We start from the raw sequence: 21,805 nt of genomic DNA, 5'->3' as shown, positions 1-21,805 counted from the left end.
TAGCATGATTAATAGCGCTTTTTTTTAGTGTGATAACGATCACTCAATATCGTTTTACAAACTGTGCACTTGTAGCCACCAACAATAAACAGGATCTTACACTAGGTTATCCACAGATTTCTTGGATAACCCACATAAACATGAATCACTGGTTCCATTTACAGCCTTGACTCCTAGCATTTTTGCTGTTTTTGCCTATTTATTGCCTGAGTTTGAGGCATTCCCTGTGGATAAAATCGGCATAGTGCGATCTTTCGCCAATCTTGCGTTGTATGCCATTTGAACAAAAAATAAGGGTCTGCTGTTTCACGTAAGATGGTTTGTAATTTAATGAATAGAAAGCATTATTTTTTAATTCACATTAATATTTTTTCTTCATGAGAAATGAGTTTTACTTACTTCTTCATGGGTTCTGCACAAAGATGTCCACAGAAAAAGTGAATAAACTGCGGATTATGGCCTTCACATGTTTATAACTTTGATCTTATCTGTGGGTTATCTTACTTTTATTCGTATCACATGCTTTCTAAGCAGTGGTTTACCGCCTGACGGGAGTGTGAAACAATCAGGTCATCTTTGCATTGATGTTTATCGAGGTAGTCCGGTGATCGATGATGATGGCTACCGCCCAAACGTTGGTATTGTAATTTGTAATCGGCAGGGGCAGGTGATGTGGGCCCGGCGCTACGGTCAGCACTCATGGCAGTTTCCGCAGGGGGGAATTAACCCCGGTGAAAGTCCCGAGCAAGCGATGTACCGCGAACTGTTTGAAGAAGTCGGGTTAAGAAAAAAGGATGTGCGTGTGTTGGCATCTACCCGTAACTGGTTACGCTATAAATTACCAAAGCGTTTGGTGCGTTGGGATACAAAACCGGTCTGTATCGGCCAAAAGCAGAAATGGTTTTTGCTACAGTTGATGTGTAATGAGTCGGATATCAATATGCAGAGCAGCGGCACGCCGGAATTTGATGGTTGGCGCTGGGTGAGTTACTGGTATCCGGTACGTCAGGTCGTCTCTTTTAAGCGAGATGTGTATCGTCGCGTGATGAAGGAATTTATCAGCCCGGTGATACTGCTTCAGGAGAGTGTTGCGGCTCGGGTGGCGACTCCATCTGGTCCCCGGCGAAAAAGAGGGTAATTCAGGCACATTATGCTCACGCGCTTGCGAGAAATTGTCGAAAATGTTGCGGCAACGGCCCGCCTTAGTGATGCGCTGGACATTCTGGTCAATGAGACCTGTCAGGCTATGGACACGGAAGTCTGTTCCATTTATCTGGCCGATCACGATCGTCAATGCTATTACCTGATGGCGACGCGCGGGTTGAAAAAGCCGCGTGGCCGCACGGTTACGTTGGCGTTTGGGCAAGGCATTGTCGGGCTGGTCGGGCAACGTGCTGAACCCATCAATCTGGCCGATGCTCGTACGCACCCCAGCTTCAAATATATCCCCTCCGTAAAAGAGCAACATTTCCGTTCTTTTCTCGGCGTTCCCATTATTTACCGTCGCCACCTGCTGGGTGTGCTGGTGGTTCAACAGCGTGAACATCGTCAGTTTGATAAAAACGAAGAATCGTTCATGGTGACGCTGGCCACGCAGATGGCCGCTATTCTTTCCCTTTCGCAAATAAAAACACTTTTTGGTCAATACCGTCAGACGCGCGTTAAGGCGTTGGTCGCTGCACCCGGTGTGGCGATTGCCCCCGGCTGGCAGGATTGTACCCAACCTTCTCTGGAACAGGTTTTCCCCGCATCCAGTTTGGATAGCGAGCGTGAACGTTCCCGTTTAACGCAGGCGTTAGAAGAGGCGACAACAGAATTTCGCCGTTTCAGCAAACGGTTTAGCACCAGCGCGCAGAAAGAGAGTGCGGCGATTTTCGATTTATATTCGCACTTGCTGAATGATGCGCGCCTCAAACGTGAACTATTTCAAGAGGTGGACGCCGGTAACGCCGCCGAGTGGGCAGTGAAACTGGTGATCGAACGTTTTGCGGCGCAGTTCACCAATTTGCAGGACACCTACTTACGCGAGCGCGCTGGCGATCTGCGTGCGTTAGGGCAACGACTGCTGTTTCATCTCGACGATAACGCGCAAATCATGGGGCAATGGCCTGAGCGCTTTATCCTTGTTGCGGATGAATTAACGGCCACGCTGCTAGCGGAATTGCCGCCGGAGCGGCTGGCGGGCGTCGTTGTTTATGACGGCGCTGCCAATTCGCATGCGGCGATTTTGGTGCGGGCCATGGGCATTCCTACGCTGGTTGGTGCGGATATTCAGCCAGAATTACTGCATCAGCGGCAGTTGATTATTGACGGCTATCGCGGTGAGCTGTTGGTGGATCCTGAACCAGTACTGGTGCAGGAATACCAGCGTCTGCTGACGGAAGAAAACGAGCTGACTCGTCTGGCCGAAGGCGAGATGGATCAGCCCGCCGTGCTGAAAAGCGGTGAGCGCATTCAGGTTATGCTGAATGCCGGATTAAGCGCCGATCATGAAAAACGTTATATTAATCAGGTTGATGGCGTTGGGTTATACCGTACGGAAATCCCGTTTATGCTGCAAAGTGGGTTTCCGTCCGAAGATGAGCAGATGGCGCAATACCAAAGTATGTTGGATCTTTATCCTACACGCCCCGTGATGCTGCGTACGCTGGATATTGGCGCGGACAAGCCGCTGCCCTATCTGCCTATCAGCGAGGAGAATCCATGTCTCGGCTGGCGGGGTATTCGTATTACGCTCGATCAGCCTGAAATCTTTCTGATTCAGGTACGTGCCATGCTGCGTGCGAATGCACATATCGGTAATCTCAATATCCTGTTGCCAATGATCAGCAGTCTGGATGAAATCAGTGAGGCACGTCGCCTGATCGATCAGGCCGCAGGCGAGGTTGAGGAATTACTGGGCTTCCCACAGCCCAAGCCGCGGATTGGGATCATGATCGAAGTGCCATCGATGCTGTTTCTGCTCCCTCATCTGGCTTCCCGTATCGATTTTGTTTCGGTCGGCACCAACGATCTGACGCAGTATCTGCTTGCCGTCGACCGGAACAATGCTCATGTGGCGTCGCTCTATGACAGCCTTCATCCTTCGATGTTACAAGCGCTGAATATGATTGCAGTCGAGTGCGAACGGCATAACATTCCGCTTTCTGTGTGCGGTGAAATTGCAGGCGAAGCACTTGGCGCACTGCTATTGACCGGGCTGGGTTATCGTTCTCTCAGCATGAACGGGCGCAGCGTTGCGCGAATTAAATATTTGCTACGCCAAATTACGCTGACCGAGTCGCAGGCACTAGTGAAGCAATTGCTGAATGCACAAAGTGCGACGGAAGTCCGACAGTGGGCGGCAATCTTCATGGAAGAGCGCGGGCTGGGCGGTTTGATTCGCGGTGGGCGCTAATGCGTAGTGTTCTGCGGCGAAGTGATCCCTCATTACGAGTATTAATGTTTTACAGAACTTTTCCCGTTCACGAGCAACGAGCGCGGGAGCGTATGCTATCATTCGCCACCGCGGTTCGCAGGAACGGATTCATTCTCCTGCCTTTTGCCTATCAATGACGATCCCGAAAGCAGGGATAACACAATAAAATATGTGGTGAATGATGACGACAAGCTATCTGGCGTTTCCTCAGTTTGATCCCGTGATTTTTTCAATCGGCCCGCTAGCGCTGCACTGGTATGGGCTGATGTATCTGGTGGGTTTTGTATTTGCCATGTGGTTGGCGGTGCGTCGGGCCAATAAACCGGGTAGCGGTTGGACCAAGGACGAAGTCGAAAATCTGCTGTATATGGGGTTCCTTGGGGTGTTCGTCGGTGGGCGTCTGGGCTATGTCCTGTTTTATGCCTTCCCGTCATTTCTTGAAAATCCGCTCTATCTTTTCAAAGTCTGGGATGGCGGTATGTCGTTCCACGGCGGCTTAATGGGCGTTATCTGCGTCATGCTGTGGTTTGCTCATCGAACCAAACGTCATTTCTTCCAGGTTGCTGATTTTATTGCACCTTTGATTCCTTTCGGGCTCGGTGCCGGCCGCTTGGGCAACTTTATCAACGGCGAGTTGTGGGGGCGTGTCACGACAGATACCCCGTGGGCTATGCTGTTTCCTGGCTCGCGTAGCGAAGATATGATGTTGGCTGTCAGCAACCCGCAATGGCAGACGATTTTCAATCAGTACGGTATGCTGCCGCGTCATCCTTCCCAACTGTATCAAATGATGCTGGAAGGTGTGGCTCTGTTTATCATCCTGAATCTCTTTATTCGTAAATCTCGGCCGATGGGCAGTGTGTCTGGGCTTTTCCTTATCTGCTACGGTCTGTTCAGGATTATTACCGAATTCTTCCGCCAGCCTGATGCGCAACTGGGTTTATTCGGCGACCTTTTCAGCATGGGACAAATCCTGTCGTTGCCAATGGTGATCGCCGGTATTCTGATGATGGTTTGGGCGTATCGCCGTCAGCCTGCACAGCAATAATCCGCTGTCCTTCTTTAATATTTGTGGTGAGGTAGTATGAAACAGTATCTGGATCTGATGAAAAAAGTGCTTGAAGAGGGCACGCCGAAGGCCGACCGTACCGGTACAGGCACGCGTTCCATTTTCGGCCATCAGATGCGTTTCAACTTGCAGGACGGTTTTCCTCTGGTTACCACCAAAAAATGCCACCTGCGTTCAATTATTCATGAACTGCTCTGGTTCCTGAACGGCGATACCAATATTGCTTATCTGCATGAAAACAAAGTCAGTATTTGGGATGAATGGGCAGATGAGAACGGCGATTTGGGGCCGGTTTACGGTAAACAGTGGCGTTCATGGGGAGCGGCAGATGGTCGTCAGATCGACCAGTTGAAGAATGTTCTGACTCAGCTGAGGCAGGATCCAGATTCTCGCCGTATTATCGTGTCTGCCTGGAACGTGGGCGAGCTGGACAAAATGGCGTTGGCACCGTGCCACGCGTTTTTCCAGTTCTACGTGGCGGATGGCAAACTCTCTTGCCAGCTTTATCAGCGCTCGTGCGATATCTTCCTCGGCCTGCCGTTCAACATCGCCAGCTATGCGCTTTTGGTGCATATGGTGGCGCAGCAGTGCGATCTGGACGTCGGTGATTTCGTCTGGACCGGTGGTGACACGCATCTGTACAACAACCATATGGAACAGACGCATTTACAACTGAGTCGTGAACCGCGTGCGCTGCCTAAATTGGTGATTAAGCGCCGCCCGGATACGCTATTCGACTATCGCTTCGACGATTTTGAAATCGAGGGATACGATCCGCATCCCGCCATCAAAGCGCCAGTGGCAATCTAAAGCCTTTCACTGTTTCTCAGGGCCGCGTAATGCGGCCTTTTTTGTTATTTCTCTTCTTGCGACGGGCCTACCGCTTCCTGAATCGATGGTGTTGGAGAATTTTTAATCCCATCTGCCGCGATAAACATGAGAGCAAATAGTTCTTCCTCATTGGTAATTTGCATTTTGCGGCCAGCATGAGGTTTCATCTGTCGAGATAACGCAGTTGCACGGTAATTTGTCAGCTCTTTATTCATAACTACCTCGCAAAGTGACGATTTATTAGCCGTATTGTCGCGCATTATTTACTCTTTCTCAATGTGTTATCCCCGATTTGAATACGATATGAACCAGTTGAGCAAGTCATCTGCCGAGCGAAAGAGAATGGATTTATTTCCGCTTACATCTAAAAATTGATAATTTTTGATATAATAATCAGCAACTTTTTCATTGATTGGGCTTTGAATATAAACGCCTTCACCTTCAAGTTTGATAAGAAAAAATAGGATGATGATTAAGCAATAGGCCAGCATTTTCCCATCCAGAATAGAACCTTTTTTTGAGAAATTTTGTAGTAACTCAATGCTTAATATATGATTTATTGCGTTGAATGAACAAAAACAAGCCCCGTCGGGTTTGGTTGTTGGTATGTCAGCATCGATCTTAAAGATAAACCCGAATTCACTATCAGCGTAAAGGCTCATTTTTGCCAAACGCCAGTCAATATCGAAATTGCTTTCTCTGGCAAGAGCGATGCACCAATCAACATCATCCTGGTTCATTGGGGAAACTGACACACCAAGGTTGACTGTACTAAAGTAGCGATTTGCCATTTCCAGTGCCGAGGCTCCATTTTCTCTCACTGCTGACTTCATTTCGATATCCTTATCCTGAGTTCGATTCCTCCTTGTCCACCTACTTACTCGGGGTGTGACATTACCTTCTTGACTGCGTGGTTTCCCCTGTTATTCCCTCGTTTTCCCCACTGCTTCGCATATTTTCCCTGTTGTTACATTGTTGCAGTAAAACATTGCGAGCCGCCGCGTATAGCGTTGTTAACACGCTGTTTTTACGGATAAGGCTCTCTATCCTGACGCCATGAAAACAGGTAATCGACAACCGCGGGGGTTTACCTTGCTTGAATTATTGGTGGTGCTGACGATTGTGGCGCTGATGGCGGGCGGCGGCCTGCATGGCTGGATTCAGTATCAGAAAGCTATCCGTCTGGAGCAGAGCGCGCAGCAACTGCTCGACTTTTTGAGTCGAGTTCAGGCGAATGCCTATTGGCATAATGAAACCCGCACCGCGAAGCTGATACCACAGGGGGCGCTGTGGTGCATGGTGGCAGGGCAGAATGAAAAGCAGGCAGAGGAAGCATGTAGTGAGAACCACCCAGGACAATTCGTTCGCCGCACACAGGATGTCGTGCTGGCAAAGTTCACCAGCAATATTTTCACGTTCTTTGGCTTGCGTAACGCTGCACAGGCTGGGCACATCTCGTTGTCGAACTCTGCGGGGCAGTTGCGTCTGGTTATCTCGGTAAGGGGACGTATCCGTCTATGCAGCGAGTCGCAAGCTGTCTTGGCGATTCCATTATGTTGAAACAGAGAGTGTTGAAACAGAGAGTGTTGAGACAGAACGTGTTGAGACAAGCAGGGTTAGGGGGTGAACAACGCGGTTTCACACTGCCGGAAATCCTGTTGGCGCTGAGTTTAGGTAGCCTGATTATGCTGTCGGCAGCGCAGTTGTACCCTCTGTTACGCAGCCAAAGCCAGGACAGCGCACAGCTTTTCCGACTGGAACAGCTATTCAGTCAGGTAGCGATGGGGATTGAAAAAGATATCCGTCGGGCGGGGTTTTGTGTGGGAACGTGTCAGGGAAAGGCGATCAGCATGGGGAAGTATCCGGGAGAAGCGGAAAACAGCTGTCTGAATGTCTCTTACGATCTGAACCGGAATGGCGTGTGGGATGGTGGAGAACAGCAGGATGCCGAGTCTTTTGGTTATCGTCTGCGTGCGCGGTCGTTAGAAATTCAGAGTGGGGCGCATAACTGTCAGGGTGACAGATGGGAAAAATTGTTTGATCCGCAGGAGGTGGTGCTCACGGTGTTCCGGTTACAGCGTCTGTCTGCGCAAAATGAGGTGGCGTTGTATGAACTGCAACTGGCTGGTTATTGGGCCAAACGTCCTGCCGTCCGGCAGCATATTACTCGCATTATTCTTGGTCGTAATCAATGAGCGCAGGAAAGCAAGAAGGGAGTGGAACGCTGGGTATGGTGCTGCTTATCGCTATTATCGGCCTGTTGTTAATGTCTGGTTTGCAACGCCAGCTTGATGCCGCTATTCAGATGGGAAACGATGAACGGCACTATCTGCGAGCCTTCAATCAGGCGTTGTCCTCGCTAAACTGGGGAAGGGGGCAGCGCTGGGGTGCGCTAACGGAAAACTGGCAGTGTCAGCAGATGTCGGCAGAACAGCTCGCGGTATGTCTGCGTGCGGCCTCGGATGGCGTGCAAGGAATACTGCGCGGTGAAGGGGGGCTCCCTGTTTCGGCACAACCATTGAGGCTGTACCAGCGTGTGTCATTTTCGGCACTGTCATCGGGTCAGATTGCTATTCAACCATTAGGTAATGGCTGGCTAGACTTTTGCCCAGATAAAGATGTCGCACGCTGTGATGCAACGGAGTAGCGCAGTGAACAACAGATCCGTAAGTCGTCAATCGGGTTTCAGCCTGCCGGAGACGCTGGTGGCGGCGTTGCTGTTTGCCGTATCGCTGATGGGGCTACTGCAATATCACCAAATCTTACAACAATCCTTTCAGCACCAGTGGCAGCAGCGTCAAGCCTGGCGGTTTGCTATCCAACAGCTTGAGGCCTATGAAGCGGGTGTGCCGTATCATCCGTTCAATCTTAATGATGCAACGTCTTCTTCGGGTAAAAACTGGCAGTTTAGCCTGTTAGAACAGCAACAGAGCGGAGAATGCCGTCAGGTAACGGCAAGAGTCATGACGCCACGTCGCTATCAGGCTACACTGAACCGTTGGTTTTGCCGGTCATCGCCAGTGTAGTCGGCGTGCTTGGGTAAACGATGAATAATCAATCGTAAGCAGCGGTAGCAGGAGCCAGAATGTTTAGAATCTATCACTCCAATCAGTTGGATATCTTGAAAGAACTGATGGTTGAACTGATAAAACGTCAGCCGCTTGTGGATCCTTTCCAGCAGGAAGTGATTCTGGTGCAAAGCCCGGGGATGGCGCAATGGTTACAAATTGAACTGGCTGCGGACTTTGGTATTGCTGCCAATATTCAATTCCCCTTGCCCGGCGTTTTTTTGTGGAATATGTGTCGCCATGTGCTGCCGGATATTCCAAAAGAAAGCGCTTTCAGCAAGGATGCAATGACGTGGAAGCTCATGCATTTGCTGCCTGATTTGTTGGAACAGCCTGATTTTTCTGCGCTTAATCACTATTTGCAGGATGATGATAACCAACGCAAGCTGCATCAACTTGCTGGACGCGTGGCAGATCTTTTCGATCAATATCTGATTTATCGCCCTGATTGGATTAAAGCGTGGCAAGAGGGAAAACAGGTTGACGATCTCGGTGGTAACCAACTGTGGCAGTCGGCACTGTGGCGTGCGCTGGTGGATTACACGCGTGAACTGGCACAGCCCGAGTGGCACCATGCGATTCTGTACCAACGTTTTATTAAGGCGTTAGAACAGGCAAAAACATGTCCCAACGGCCTGCCGCCACGCGTTTTTATCTGCGGTATCTCCGCGTTACCTCCCATCTATTTACAGGCGTTGAATGCACTGGCACAACACATTGATGTGCATCTGCTATTTACCAACCCCTGCCGCCATTACTGGAGTGACATTCAGGACTATAAATTTCTGGCGAAGCTAAAAGCCCGCCATCGGCGCTTACATCGCTTTGACAGCGAACAGACTGATGAAACTCGCCCGCTATTTCGCGATCCTTCGCAAGCAGAAACGCTATTCAATGACGACGGTAAACAGTCTATTAATAACCCGCTGCTTGCATCGTGGGGCAAGCTGGGGCGCGATAACCTGTATCTGTTGGCCGAATTAGATAACGTGCAGGAAATCGATGCCTTTGTTGAGTCGGATGGCGAAAACTTATTGCAAACTTTGCAGCGCGATATCCTTGAATTGGAAGATCATGCGATAGTAGCGGTAAGCCATGAGACACAAAATACCAGCACGCAAAAGCGTTTGCTGGCACCCGACGACCGCTCGATTGATTTCCATGCCTGCCATAGTCCGCAGCGTGAAGTTGAAGTGCTTCACGATCGGCTGTTGGCGATGATGGCAGACGATCCTGAGCTGATGCCGCGCGATGTGATCGTGATGATGGCGGACATCGACAGCTATACCCCGTTTATTCAAGCCGTGTTTGGCAACGCGCCAGACAACCGCTACCTGCCTTTTGCTATTTCCGATCAGCGTGCGCGACATGCGCATCCTGCGTTGCAGGCGGTGATCAGTCTGTTAGATCTGCCCACGAGCCGTTTTACGGCGGAGCAGGTTTTGGCGCTGCTTGAAGTGCCTGCACTGGCTGCCCGTTTCGGTATTCAGGAAGAAGGGCTACGGCGTCTGCGCCTGTGGGTGGTGGAATCGGGCGTGCGCTGGGGATTGGATGATGACAACGTGCGCGATCTGATGCTACCGCCAACGGGGCAGCATACGTGGCGCTTCGGCCTGACGAGGATGCTGCTGGGCTATGCGATGGATAGCCAGGTTGGCGACTGGCAGGGCGTGCTGCCTTATGATGAATCCAGCGGGCTGATTGCGGAACTGGCTGGTCAACTGGCCGAGCTGCTGATGCAGATTCATCAATGGCGTGAGCGCCTGTCCCAGCCACGTTTGCTTGTCGATTGGTTACCGCTATGTCGAGAGCTGATCGAAACCTTCTTTGATGCGGATAGCGAGACTGAAGCGGCGCTGGCGCTAGTTGAAAAACAGTGGCAGCACGTGATTGGCATGGGCACGATGGCGCATTATCCGCAACAGGTGCCGATCTCTCGGTTACGTGATGAACTGTCACGGCGTCTCGATCAGGAACGACTTAGCCAGCGTTTTCTAGCCGGTGCTATCAATTTTTGTACCTTGATGCCTATGCGTTCCATCCCCTTCAAAGTCGTGTGTTTACTGGGTATGAACGATGGCGTTTACCCTCGGACGCTGCCGCCGCTTGGGTTCGATCTGATGGGGCGGAAAATCAAACGCGGCGACCGTAGCCGACGTGACGATGACCGTTATCTGTTTCTTGAAGCGCTCCTGTCAGCACAGCACAAACTCTACATCAGCTATATAGGGCGCTCGATCCAGGATAATACACGCCGCTATCCTTCCGTATTGGTCAGCGAACTGACGGAATATATCGCGCAGAGCTATGTCCTGCCGGGCGATGACGCGCTGGATATCGATAGCAGCGCCGAGCGCGTGGTGAAGCACCTTTGCCGTGAGCATAGCCGTATGCCTTTTGATGCGCATAACTTCTTGCCTACACCTCAGCCGTTAAGTTTTGCGGCAGAGTGGCTGGCGGCGGCGAATCGAAAAGGGGAGGCCCAGCCTGATTTCGATCGTGGAGCACTGTCCGACAGATCAAGTGATAGCGATGTCAGTCTGGACGATCTGAAGCGTTTTTATCGTCACCCTGTGCGAGCCTTTTTTCAACTGCGGCTTGGCGTGAGTTTTATGCTGCACAGTGACGAACTATTGGATGAAGAGCCCTTTGTGGTTGATAGCCTGAACCGCTATCAATTGAATAACGAGCTGCTTAATACCTTGATTAATGAAGGCGACACGGAAAAACTGTACCGCCGTGCCAGAGCCGCGGGCGAATTGCCCTATGGCGCGTTTGGCGAAATTTACTGGCAGGAACAGCAGCAGGATATGGCGCAGCTCGCCGCGCGTGTACGTGATGAATTAACGCCGTCGCTGTCGGTGAGCCAGGAAGTGGATATTCTCCTTGATGGCGTGCGTGTCAGCGGTTGGCTGAATCAGGTTCAGCCGGATGGTTTGCTGCGCTGGCGTCCCGGTACGCTTTCCATGAAGGATGGCATTACGCTGTGGTTGGAGCATCTGGCCTACTGTGCAACGGGTGGACAGGGAGAAAGTCGGCTGTATGGGCGGGAAGACACTGCATGGCGCTTTGCGACGTTCTCGGAAGCGCAGGCCAGAGAACATCTGAGCGTTATGCTGGAGGGATATCGTCGGGGAATGAGCAAGCCGCTGTTACTGCTTAATAAAGCAGGGAGTGCGTGGCTGGCTGAATGTTATGATCGTGAAAGTGATAGCTTGCGGTCAGATGACGAGACGCAGAATAAAGCGCGTGCCCGCTTGCTACAAGCCTGGCAAGGCAACATGGGAATGCGGGGTGAAGGTGAGGATTATTACCTGCAACGCATTATTCGTGAGTTGGATGAAAAGCGAATGAATGAGGTGATTGAAGCGGCGCAAATCTGGCTACTGCCGCCGTTCCGCTCTAATCTGGCCTGATGAGTGTGTTTTGAATGATGTCTGTATCGATTTCGAGGTGCGAAAAGATAACGCACTGCAACGTGAAAAGTGATGGATATGAGGTTGGAGAATTGCATGCGTAAACAGTGGGTCTGGATTACCGGGTGGTTTCTTTTATTCACATTCTGGCTTCCGGCGAGTTGGGCTGAAACGGGTTGGCAACCGCTGGCTCAGACGATTCGAAAAAGCGAAAAAGATCCGCGGCAATATCAGGCGATCAAACTGGATAACGGCATGACCGTTCTGCTGGTCTCCGATCCGCAGGCACCCAAATCTTTGGCATCACTGGCGTTGCCTATTGGCTCGCTGGACGATCCCAATAACCAGTTGGGTTTAGCGCACTACCTCGAACACATGGTGCTGATGGGCTCGAAACGTTACCCAGAGCCGGAGGCGTTATCCGAATTTTTGAAAAAGCATGGCGGTAGCCACAATGCCAGTACGGCGTCTTACCGCACGGCATTTTATCTGGAAGTGGAAAACGATGCGCTGCGGCCTGCCGTGGATCGGATGGCCGATGCTATCGCGGAGCCGCTGCTCGATCCGGTAAACGCCGATCGTGAGCGTAATGCGGTCAATGCGGAATTGACGATGGCGCGTTCGCGTGACGGTCACCGCATGGCACAGGTAGGAGCGGAAACGTTGAATCCGGCGCACCCAAGCGCGCGTTTTTCAGGGGGGAATCTTGAAACCCTGAGTGATAAACCCGGCAGCAAACTGCATGATGAGCTGGTGAAATTCTACCAGCAATACTACTCAGCCAACCTGATGAAAGGGGTGATTTATAGCAATCAACCTCTGCCTGAACTGGCGAAACTGGCGGTCGACACATTCGGGCGTATTGCCAATCACAACGCTAGCATCCCTACGGTTACAGTTCCCGTAACAACGGAGAAGCAGCGCGGCGTAATGATTCACTATGTTCCTGCCCAGCCGAGAAAACAGCTGCGTATTGAGTTTCGCGTCAGCGATATTAGCCAGGAATTCCGTAGCAAGACGGATACCTATATCAGCTATCTGCTCGGCAATCGCAGCCAGAATACGCTCTCCGACTGGCTGCAAAAGGAAGGGTTGGTTGAGTCTATTGGTGCAGGTTCTTCACCGATAATCGATCGCAACGGCGGCATGTTTGCTATTTCAGCCTCACTGACCGACAAAGGCCTGGCGCAACGCGACGAAGTGATTGCAGCCATATTCCGTTACCTGCAACAAATCCGTACCGAAGGGATTCAACAGCGTTATTTTGATGAGATCGCGCATGTTCTGGATCTGGATTTCCGCTATCCGTCCATCAGCCGGGATATGGATTACATTGAATGGCTGGTTGATACCATGTTGCGCGTACCGGTCGAGCATACGCTGGATGCACAGTATGTGGCGGATCGCTACGATCCGAAGGCTATCGCTGCCCGACTGGATGAGATGACGCCGCAGAATGCGCGTGTTTGGGTCATCAGCCCGAATGAGCCGCATAATAAGGTCGCCTATTTTGTCGATGCGCCGTACGAGATGGATAAAATCCCGTCTGCGACCTTTGCAAAATGGAAAACGCTGGGTCAGAAAATGTCTCTGTCGTTGCCGACGATCAACCCTTACATCCCAGATGATTTCTCTCTGATCAAGGCGGATAAGGCGATGACTAAACCGACGCTCCTGCTGAATCAGCCGGGGTTGCGCGTGCTGTACATGCCAAGCCACTATTTCGCCGATGAGCCGAAAGCCGAGATCACGCTGTTTCTCCGTAATCAGGAAGCGCGCAGTACCGCCCGTAATCAGGTGCTGTTTGCGTTAAACGATTATCTGGCCGGTCTGGCGTTGGATGAACTAAGTTATCAGGCATCGATTGGTGGCATCAGTTTCTCCACCCGCAGCAATGATGGCCTGGTGATTAGTGCCGATGGCTATACCCAACATTTGCCACGGTTGCTACTGACGTTGGCGGATGGCTATGCCTCCTTTACTTCGACGGAAGCGCAGTTGGAGCAGGCTAAATCCTGGTACTTGCAGCAGTTGGATGCAGTTGAGAAATCAAAAGCCTTTGAACAGGCGCTACAGCCGATTCAGGCGGTGTCGCAACTGCCTTACTTCGAACGTGGCGAACGCCGTAAGTTGTTGAAGGATATCCGTTTACAGGATGTAGTTAACTACCGCAACGATCTGCTGCAAAAAGCCACGCCGGAAATGCTGGTCGTCGGCAATCTGGCACCAGAGCGGGTAACCGAACTAGCGAACACGCTGAAATCGCATCTAAAGGCTAACGGCGAAAATCTGTCGCGCAGTGATGATGTTAAAGTCAGTAAGCCGCAGCTTGCTAACCTACAGCGCCCAGGCAGCAGCACGGATTCTGCGTTAGCGGCGGTGTATGTACCGACTGGCTACTCGGAAACGCAAAGCATGGCCTATGGCTCGGTGCTGGGGCAGATCGTTCAACCTTGGTTCTATAGCCAACTGAGAACGGAAGAGCAGTTGGGCTATGCGGTGTTTGCCTTCCCGACGACCGTTGGCCGACAGATGGGCATCGGCTTCCTGCTGCAAAGCAATAGTAAACAACCCGCTTATTTGTATCAGCGCTATGAAGACTTTTTCCTGAAAGCGCAAAAGCGGCTGCGTGAAATGAGTGAAGAAGAGTTTGCGCAGTATAAGCAAGGCGTGATGAATGAACTGAGCCAGCGCCCGCAAACATTGGGCGAAGAGGCCAGCCGACTGCGCAACGATTTGGATCGAGAAAATTTTGCTTTTGATTCGCGTGAGAAATTGCTCGAACAAATCAAACCGCTAACCGTGAAGCAACTGGCAGATTTCTTCCAGCAGGCGCTGAAGCCAGAAGGTCTGGCTGTGCTGTCGCAGGTTTCCGGCAGCCATCATGGTAAAGCTGACTATGCTGCACCGAAAGGGTGGCATACCTACGCGGATGCATCTTCATTACAGAAAACGCTACCGCGTGAGAAAGCACCTACTATGATCCCAGCTCCAGCAGCACAGCCAGCGGCATCGGAAGCTGTCGGTAAGGTTTCAGCACAATGAAAAATGCCGCGCCACAATCATTAGACGTCATGACGTTGCCGCTCTTAGGAGAGAGGCTGATTGAGGCGTCGGCTGGAACAGGGAAAACCTATACGCTGGCTGCGCTCTACCTACGTCTGCTGTTGGGGCTGGGTAAGCAAGCCGCGTATCCACGCCCGTTACTGGTCGAAGAAATTCTGGTTGTGACCTTTACAGAGGCTGCGACCGAAGAGCTACGTGAGCGCATTCGTGCCAGAATCCACGCGTTGCGCATCACCTGCCTGCGTAAAAGCGCACAGGGTGACGCGGCGCAGGAACCTAAGGATGCTTCGCTAGCACAGCTGCTGGCGGAGATTGCGGATCATCGCGAGGCCGCCGATGTATTGTTGGCAGCCGAACGGCAAATGGACGAAGCGGCGATCTACACAATCCACGGTTTCTGTCAACGTATGCTCAGTACCAATGCGTTTGAATCCGGCGTGCTTTTTGAACAGGTGCTGATAGAAGATGAACAGCCATTACGCCGTCAGGCCTGCGCCGATTTCTGGCGTCGCTATTGTTATCCGCTGCCGGTAGACGTTGCGCGTATTGTCGGTCTGGAGTGGAAAGGGCCGGAGAATTTGCTGGCCGATCTGGCGCCTTATCTACACGGAGAGGCTCCTGAGTTTCGCTTGCCGCCAGAAGAGGACGAAACGTTGCTGAGTCGACATGAGAAAATCGTGGCGACCATCGACGCTTATAAACAACGCTGGCTGGCGTCAGCATCGGATTTGGAAGCGCTGATTAGTGCTTCTGGCGTTGATAAACGCAGCTATAGCAGCAAGCACCTTCCCAACTGGCTACAGAAAGTCACGTTGTGGGCCGAGCAGCCGACGTTGGATTACCAACTGCCGAAAGATCTGGTGAGGTTTGCCCAGCAAACGTTAATCGAGAAGACGAAGAAAGGCGAACCGCCCGTTCATGCCATCTTTGAGGCAACAGAGCGGCTGTTGGAAGCGCCGCTATCGCTGCGTGATTTGGTTATTGTACGTGCACTGTCGGCAATCCGCGATTCTGTGCGTGAAGAAAAACGGCAGCGCGCGGAACTGGGATTTGACGATCTGCTGAGCCGTTTGGATGACGCATTGCAACAGCCGAATGGGGAGCAACTTGCCAGCGCCATTCGTGAACGTTATCCGGTGGCGATGATCGATGAGTTTCAGGATACCGATCCCCAACAATATCGTATTTTTCGCACGCTTTATGTCGGGCAACCGCAGTGTGGGCTATTGCTGATAGGTGACCCTAAGCAAGCTATTTATGCGTTTCGCGGTGCGGATATTTTTACCTACATGCACGCGCGTGGCGAAGTGACCGCACATTATACGCTGGGTACGAATTGGCGTTCGTCGCACCAGATGGTACGTGGCGTTAATCGTCTTTTTGAACGTATTGAACACCCTTTTATTTTTCACAATATCCCTTTTTTGCCGGTCAGGCCCGCTGAATCTAAGCGCGATTTGGTGTTTGACATCGCCGGACAGCCTCAGCCCGCGCTGCAATTCTGGCTAACGGGTGAAGAACCGATTGGCGTCGGGGATTATCAGCAGCAGATGGCACGCCAGTGTGCGGCACAGATTCGTGACTGGCTGGCGGCTAGCCAGCGTAATGAGGCCTGGTTGGTGACCGATGATTCCCGTCGTTTGGTCAAAGCCTCTGACATGAGCGTACTGGTGCGTAGCCGACGTGAAGCCTCGCTGATTCGTGATGCGCTGAGCCGTTTGTCCATTCCCTCGGTGTACCTGTCCAATCGCGATAGCGTGTTCACGACGCCGGAAGCCAGCGATATGTTGTGGCTATTGCAGGCGGTGCTGGCACCTGAGCAGGAACGCACGTTACGTAGCGCCATGGCGACGGCTTTAATGGGGCTGGATGCCGAACAGGTTGATGCATTAGGGCAAAGCGAAACCGCGTGGGATGCGCTGGTGGACGAGTTTGCTGGCTACCGTGCGCTGTGGCGTCAACGAGGTGTATTGCCAATGCTGCGTGCGTTGATGAGCCATCATCAACTGGCGGAGAACCTGCTGGCGAGTGCAGAGGGGGAACGGCGTATTACCGATATTCTGCATATCGGTGAATTGTTGCAGGATGCTTCGGCAACGCTCGACAGCGAACATGCGCTGGTGCGCTGGCTATCGCAACAGATTGTCCAGCCTAATCCGCAGGCAGAGAACCAACAACTGCGTCTGGAAAGCGACCGCCATCTGGTACAGATCGTGACGATCCATAAATCGAAAGGGCTGGAGTATCCTCTGGTATGGCTGCCTTTCATCAGCAATTTCCGCGTGCAGGATCAGGGGATTTATCACGATCGCGAGAGCTATCAGGCCGTGTTGGATCTGCAAAATAACGAAGAAAGCCAGGCGCTGGCTGAAGAAGAGCGGTTAGCGGAAGATTTACGTTTGCTGTATGTCGCGCTAACTCGTTCTATCTACCACTGTAGCGTTGGCGTCGCGCCTGTTCAGCGGTCACGTAAGAAAGATGGCAGCAGTGATATGCACCACAGTGCGCTGGGCTATTTGCTCCAGCGGGGTCAAGAGGCGGATGTTGTCACCTTAGTCAGCGAGCTTAAGGGAATGGTGGGCGACGGTGTTGCATTGACACCGCTACAGACCACGGAAGTGGAACGCTGGCAACCGGATAGACCAGAATTGGCCGCGTTGCATGCTCGCCATATTGAGCGCCAACTGCGTGACGGCTGGCGAGTGACCAGCTATTCGGGGCTTCAGCAACATGGTTCCGCAAACGCGCAGGATCTGGTACCGCGTTTGGATATTGAAGCGATAGGTGAACGTCAGGACGTGGGGGAAACCCAATTGACGCCGCATACGTTCCCGCGCGGTGCGAGTCCGGGGACGTTTTTGCATAGCCTGTTTGAAACGCTGGATTTTACCCAACCCGTTGATGATGACTGGCTGGCTGAACAGTTGCAGCTTCAGGGATTTGAAGCGCACTGGCATCCGGTGTTGAAGGCGTGGATGGATACGCTTTTGAATACGCCGCTTAACGAGCAAGGGATTACGCTATCGTTGCTGGATAATACGGATAAGCAGGCTGAACTACAGTTCTATATACCGATTAAGGCACCGATACAGGCGGCGCAGCTCGATCGATTGGCAAAGCACTACGACCCGCTCTCCACACAGTGTCCGCCGCTCTCTTTTCAGCAGGTTAAAGGTATGCTGAAAGGGTTTATCGATCTGGTCTTTCGCTGGGAAGGACGTTACTACCTGCTGGACTACAAATCCAATTGGCTTGGTCCTGATGCCAGTGCCTACACCCAGACTGCCATGGCGCAGTCGATGGCCGAGCACCGCTATGACTTGCAATACCAACTTTACACGCTGGCTCTGCATCGCTATCTGCGTCATCGCATTGCGGATTATGACTATGAGCACCATTTTGGCGGGGTGTTTTATCTGTTTTTACGCGGTGTTGAGGATTCTGACCCCGGTAATGGCATCTTTGCTTTTCGCCCTCCCGCTGAATTTGTTTTCGGGCTTGATGCGTTGTTCGACGGCGATTCTTTCAACGGTAATGTGTTTAAGGGAAAGGCACCTGATGATACTGGCACAGGAGTCTCGTCATGATTGCCTTGCTTGAAATAGCGCAGGCGCGGCGGTTGCTGCGCCCGTTGGATATCCAGTTTGCCAGAATGTTGGCAGATGACACGCAGCCTGAACTGTTGCTGGCTGCCGCCTGCCTGAGTGCACATTCGGGCGCGGGGCATGTGTGTCTACCGTTGGACAACGTGCAGGCGCAGACGCTATTTGACGGTCGCGATCCTGAACTGGCTCAACAGATGATCGCCGAATCTGGAATCAACACGGTTGCCGCGTGGCAGCAGCAGTTACTGGCTTCCGATGCCGTTAGCGACGGTAGCAAGCCGACGCCGCTGGTGCTGCAAGGAGACAAACTTTATTTACAGCGTAGCTGGCAAAGTGAAGGGCGCGTAGCGCAGTTTATCGCTAGCGAGCGTGATACGGTGTCGGTCGATGAACCTGCGATTCGGGCGGTGCTGGATCGGCTGTTCCCTGATACCGGCGAAGAGATTGACTGGCAGAAAGTGGCCGCCGCTGTTGCGTTGACGCGCCGTATTGCGGTTATTTCCGGCGGTCCAGGGACGGGGAAAACGACGACGGTTGCTAAGCTGCTGGCGGCGCTGATTGAGCTGAATAGCGGGGAGGCATTACGTATTCAATTAGCCGCGCCTACCGGAAAGGCGGCCGCGCGGCTAACGGAGTCGCTGGGGATGGCATTGCACCGTCTGGCGGTGGATCAACAGCAGAGAGACGCGTTTCCGAAGGAAGCGACAACGCTGCATCGCCTTTTAGGCGCGGTAACGGATAGCCAGCGCCTGCGTCACCATCAGGGAAACCCGCTGCATCTGGATGTGCTGATTGTGGATGAGGCGTCGATGGTCGATTTGCCGATGATGGCGAATGTGATCGCCGCGCTTCCTGCACAGGCCAGAATTATTTTTCTGGGCGATCGCGATCAGCTGGCATCCGTCGAAGCGGGGGCGGTGTTGGGTGACATCTGTCGTTTTGCCGAGGCGGGTTATAGCCGTGCGCGGGCGCAGCAACTGCAACGCTTGACGGGCTGCACACTGGATGAAAGCGGCCCCGCAGGGCAGGCGACGGTCAGTGACAGTATTTGTCTGTTACGCCGGAGCTACCGCTTCGATCTGCATTCTGGTATTGGGCAACTGGCGCTGGCGGTGAACGGCGGCGATGATGCTCGCGTGCGGGCGGTGCTGAACGGTGAGTTTGCAGACATCACCTGTAGCCCGTTAGCTGAAGCTGAAGAGTATCTGGCGATGCTGGCACAGTGCGTCGAAGGGTATCGTGATTATCTAGAGCTTATCGCAATGGGGGCGACACCGGATGCCGTGCTTCATGCCTTCCAGCGTTATCGCCAACTGTGTGCGTTGCGTGAAGGGCCATTTGGCGTTGCAGGACTTAATCAGCGCATCGAGCAGGCTTTGCATCAGTCTGGGCTGATTCAGCGCAGTCGAAATCCGCTTAACCGCTGGTATCCCGGCCGACCGGTGATGATTGGACGTAATGATGCCGCATTGGGTCTGTTCAATGGCGATATCGGTATCGCTATGACGGGAGAAGGTGGAGAGCTGCGCGTATTTTTCCCTTTGCCGAATGGCGAAACCAAAGATGTTACGCCAAGCCGTCTGCCGCCGCATGAAACGGCTTATGCGATGACGGTGCATAAATCGCAGGGATCGGAGTTCGATCATACTGCGTTGGTGCTGCCAAATCACTATTTACCCGTGCTGACGCGGGAGTTGGTATACACCGCTATCACGCGTGCGCGCCAGCGCCTGTCACTCTATACCGATATCCGAATTCTCTGTCGGGCGGTGAAAACGCCAACGCAGCGCTATAGCGGTTTGGAAGAGAGAATTAGCGCGTTCATTAAAGGAGCATTTTAGTGGTTTAACTCGCTTTTGAACGAGCTGCCAGGGCGGTGCGTTTGGCAAACGGCCATAAGCTGAGGAAGGATGTGTGGCCAACGGTAAAATCGGCCACACAGGGGGGTATCGAGTAGAATAATTCAGAGATCCAGTACCAGAATCTTCGAGCGACGCTGGTAGTTGTAGAGCGCCTGTTTTTTCTTCGGCAGCATTTCCACTTCGGCGGGTAAAAAACCGCGCTCCTGGAACCAGTGGATACTGTGCGTCGTCAGAACGAACAGTTTTTGCAGACCCTGCTGGCGCGCCTGAGCGGCTACGCGCATTAACAACATATCGCCACGTGATGAACTGCGGTAATCCGGGTGAACCGCGACGCAGGCCATTTCGCCGATGCTTTCTTCCGGGAACGGGTAAAGCGCGGCGCAGGCGATGGTCAGGTTATCGCGTACTACGACGGTGAATTTGTCGATCTCCATTTCCAGCTGTTCACGCGAGCGTCTAACCAGAATGCCTTGTTCTTCCAGAGGACGGATCAATTCCAGAATACCGCCGATGTCATTGATGGTCGCACGGCGAACCTGCTCGGCGCTTTCCATCACGATCTGCGTACCGATTCCGTCGCGTGAGAACAGTTCCTGCAACAGCGCTCCGTCGTCCTGATAGCTGATCAGGTGGCTGCGGCGCACGCCGCTACGACAGGCTTTGACTGAACCGCGCAGGAATCTGACCGTACCAGAGTGGTAATCGCCAGCCTGTTCCAGTACATCAATACGCTGCTGCGCATCGTCCGGGAACAGCTCGGAAATGATGCGTCCTTCTTCGTTAGTCACACCCTGTGAAGAGCAGAAGCCAATCATCTTCTCTGCTTTCAGCTTAATTGCGAGCTGGGTCGCAACCTCTTCTGAGGTTAAATTGAAACTTTCACCGGTGACTGAAACGGCAACCGGTCCAAGCAGCACAATTGCACCGCTATTTAACTGGCGGTGAACCGCTTCTTCATCAATACGACGAATACGGCCACTGTGGCAGTAGTCCACGCCGTCATCAACGCCAAGCGGCTGCGCGATAATAAAATTACCGCTGACGACATTAATATGAGCACCTTGCAGCGGTGTGTTATTCAGGCTCATCGACAGTCGGGCGGTGATATCCAGTTGCAGCATACCCGCCGCCTGCTTGACCAGCTCCAGCGTGGCGCTGTCGGTGATACGGGTATTTTTATGATAGTGGGGCTCGTAGTGGTGTGTTGTCAGGTTGGCATCGATCTGGGGACGGGCACCATAAACGACGACCAGTTTGATCCCCAGACTGTGTAGCAGCCCAATATCATTTACGATGTTAGAGAAGTTGGCATGTTCAATGGCCTCGCCACCTAACATGATGACAAACGTTTTGCCACGGTGGGCATTGATATAGGGAACTGAATGGCGGAAGCCCTGAACCAGCTCTGTACTACGTTCCTTCACTGTGAGCCCTCTTTGCATTTTTATTCGTAATTTGTGTATTTTT

Annotated in this window: 15 protein-coding genes; 12 read left to right on the top strand and 3 right to left on the bottom strand. The window is 52.4% G+C overall.

The genetic code is table 11. The features are described 5' to 3' along the window. Positions 1-604: 604 nt before the first annotated feature. The 4 genes from rppH (at position 605) to thyA (ending at position 5,297) form a co-directional block, all read left to right on the top strand. The gene (gene rppH / locus KP22_RS08170; protein ID WP_039301252.1) at positions 605-1,138 is read left to right on the top strand and encodes an RNA pyrophosphohydrolase; all 534 of its coding nucleotides are present in this window, start codon (positions 605-607) and stop codon (positions 1,136-1,138) included. Positions 1,139-1,150: 12 nt separating this feature from the next. Beyond that, on the top strand, positions 1,151-3,397 hold the full coding sequence (ptsP, locus tag KP22_RS08165) for a phosphoenolpyruvate--protein phosphotransferase (protein WP_039323649.1): 2,247 nt from the start codon (positions 1,151-1,153) through the stop codon (positions 3,395-3,397). 202 nt (positions 3,398-3,599) lie between these two features. Continuing rightward, positions 3,600-4,466: a prolipoprotein diacylglyceryl transferase gene (gene lgt, locus KP22_RS08160; RefSeq protein ID WP_039302799.1), complete on the top strand. Its 867-nt coding sequence runs from the start codon at positions 3,600-3,602 to the stop codon at positions 4,464-4,466. A gap of 36 nt (positions 4,467-4,502) precedes the next feature. Next, on the top strand, positions 4,503-5,297 hold the full coding sequence (gene thyA / locus KP22_RS08155; RefSeq protein WP_039323647.1) for a thymidylate synthase: 795 nt from the start codon (positions 4,503-4,505) through the stop codon (positions 5,295-5,297). A gap of 44 nt (positions 5,298-5,341) precedes the next feature. Here the strand turns inward: thyA and KP22_RS08150 are convergent, their stop codons facing one another. After that, positions 5,342-5,533, bottom strand: coding sequence for a hypothetical protein (locus KP22_RS08150; protein WP_244880019.1), 192 nt, complete (start codon positions 5,531-5,533; stop codon positions 5,342-5,344). A gap of 66 nt (positions 5,534-5,599) precedes the next feature. Further along, positions 5,600-6,151: a hypothetical protein gene (locus KP22_RS08145; RefSeq protein ID WP_039323643.1), complete on the bottom strand. Its 552-nt coding sequence runs from the start codon at positions 6,149-6,151 to the stop codon at positions 5,600-5,602. 223 nt (positions 6,152-6,374) lie between these two features. Between KP22_RS08145 and KP22_RS08140 the strand changes: the two genes are divergently transcribed. The 8 genes from KP22_RS08140 (at position 6,375) to recD (ending at position 20,314) form a co-directional block, all read left to right on the top strand. Next, positions 6,375-6,878: a prepilin peptidase-dependent protein gene (locus tag KP22_RS08140; RefSeq protein ID WP_039323641.1), complete on the top strand. Its 504-nt coding sequence runs from the start codon at positions 6,375-6,377 to the stop codon at positions 6,876-6,878. Between the two features lie 23 nt (positions 6,879-6,901). After that, positions 6,902-7,513 carry a prepilin peptidase-dependent protein gene (locus KP22_RS08135; RefSeq protein ID WP_052012510.1) on the top strand — a complete coding sequence of 204 codons (612 nt, stop codon included), beginning with the start codon at positions 6,902-6,904 and terminating at the stop codon, positions 7,511-7,513. Next, positions 7,510-7,965 (top strand): YgdB family protein, encoded by a 456-nt coding sequence (locus KP22_RS08130; protein ID WP_244880018.1) that lies wholly within the window; start codon positions 7,510-7,512, stop codon positions 7,963-7,965. Before KP22_RS08135 ends, KP22_RS08130 begins: the two co-directional genes overlap by 4 nt. Then, positions 7,952-8,344 (top strand): prepilin-type N-terminal cleavage/methylation domain-containing protein, encoded by a 393-nt coding sequence (locus KP22_RS08125; protein ID WP_039301267.1) that lies wholly within the window; start codon positions 7,952-7,954, stop codon positions 8,342-8,344. Before KP22_RS08130 ends, KP22_RS08125 begins: the two co-directional genes overlap by 14 nt. Before the next feature lie 59 nt (positions 8,345-8,403). Next, positions 8,404-11,802 (top strand): exodeoxyribonuclease V subunit gamma, encoded by a 3,399-nt coding sequence (gene recC, locus KP22_RS08120; protein ID WP_039323639.1) that lies wholly within the window; start codon positions 8,404-8,406, stop codon positions 11,800-11,802. 96 nt (positions 11,803-11,898) lie between these two features. Next, positions 11,899-14,847 (top strand): pitrilysin, encoded by a 2,949-nt coding sequence (gene ptrA, locus KP22_RS08115; protein ID WP_039301273.1) that lies wholly within the window; start codon positions 11,899-11,901, stop codon positions 14,845-14,847. Then, positions 14,844-18,455, top strand: coding sequence for an exodeoxyribonuclease V subunit beta (gene recB / locus KP22_RS08110; RefSeq protein WP_039323636.1), 3,612 nt, complete (start codon positions 14,844-14,846; stop codon positions 18,453-18,455). Before ptrA ends, recB begins: the two co-directional genes overlap by 4 nt. Next, positions 18,452-20,314 (top strand): exodeoxyribonuclease V subunit alpha, encoded by a 1,863-nt coding sequence (gene recD / locus KP22_RS08105; RefSeq protein WP_039323634.1) that lies wholly within the window; start codon positions 18,452-18,454, stop codon positions 20,312-20,314. Before recB ends, recD begins: the two co-directional genes overlap by 4 nt. A 122-nt stretch (positions 20,315-20,436) precedes the next feature. Here the strand turns inward: recD and argA are convergent, their stop codons facing one another. Then, positions 20,437-21,780, bottom strand: a complete 1,344-nt coding sequence (gene argA, locus KP22_RS08100) for an amino-acid N-acetyltransferase (protein ID WP_197061547.1) — start codon at positions 21,778-21,780, stop codon at positions 20,437-20,439. Between the last annotated feature and the right edge of the window lie 25 nt (positions 21,781-21,805).

The organism is Pectobacterium betavasculorum (assembly GCF_000749845.1).
GTDB classification, from domain to species: domain Bacteria; phylum Pseudomonadota; class Gammaproteobacteria; order Enterobacterales; family Enterobacteriaceae; genus Pectobacterium; species Pectobacterium betavasculorum.
Note: the sequence above shows the minus strand (reverse complement) of the source record. Positions and strands in the feature narration are given on the sequence as shown.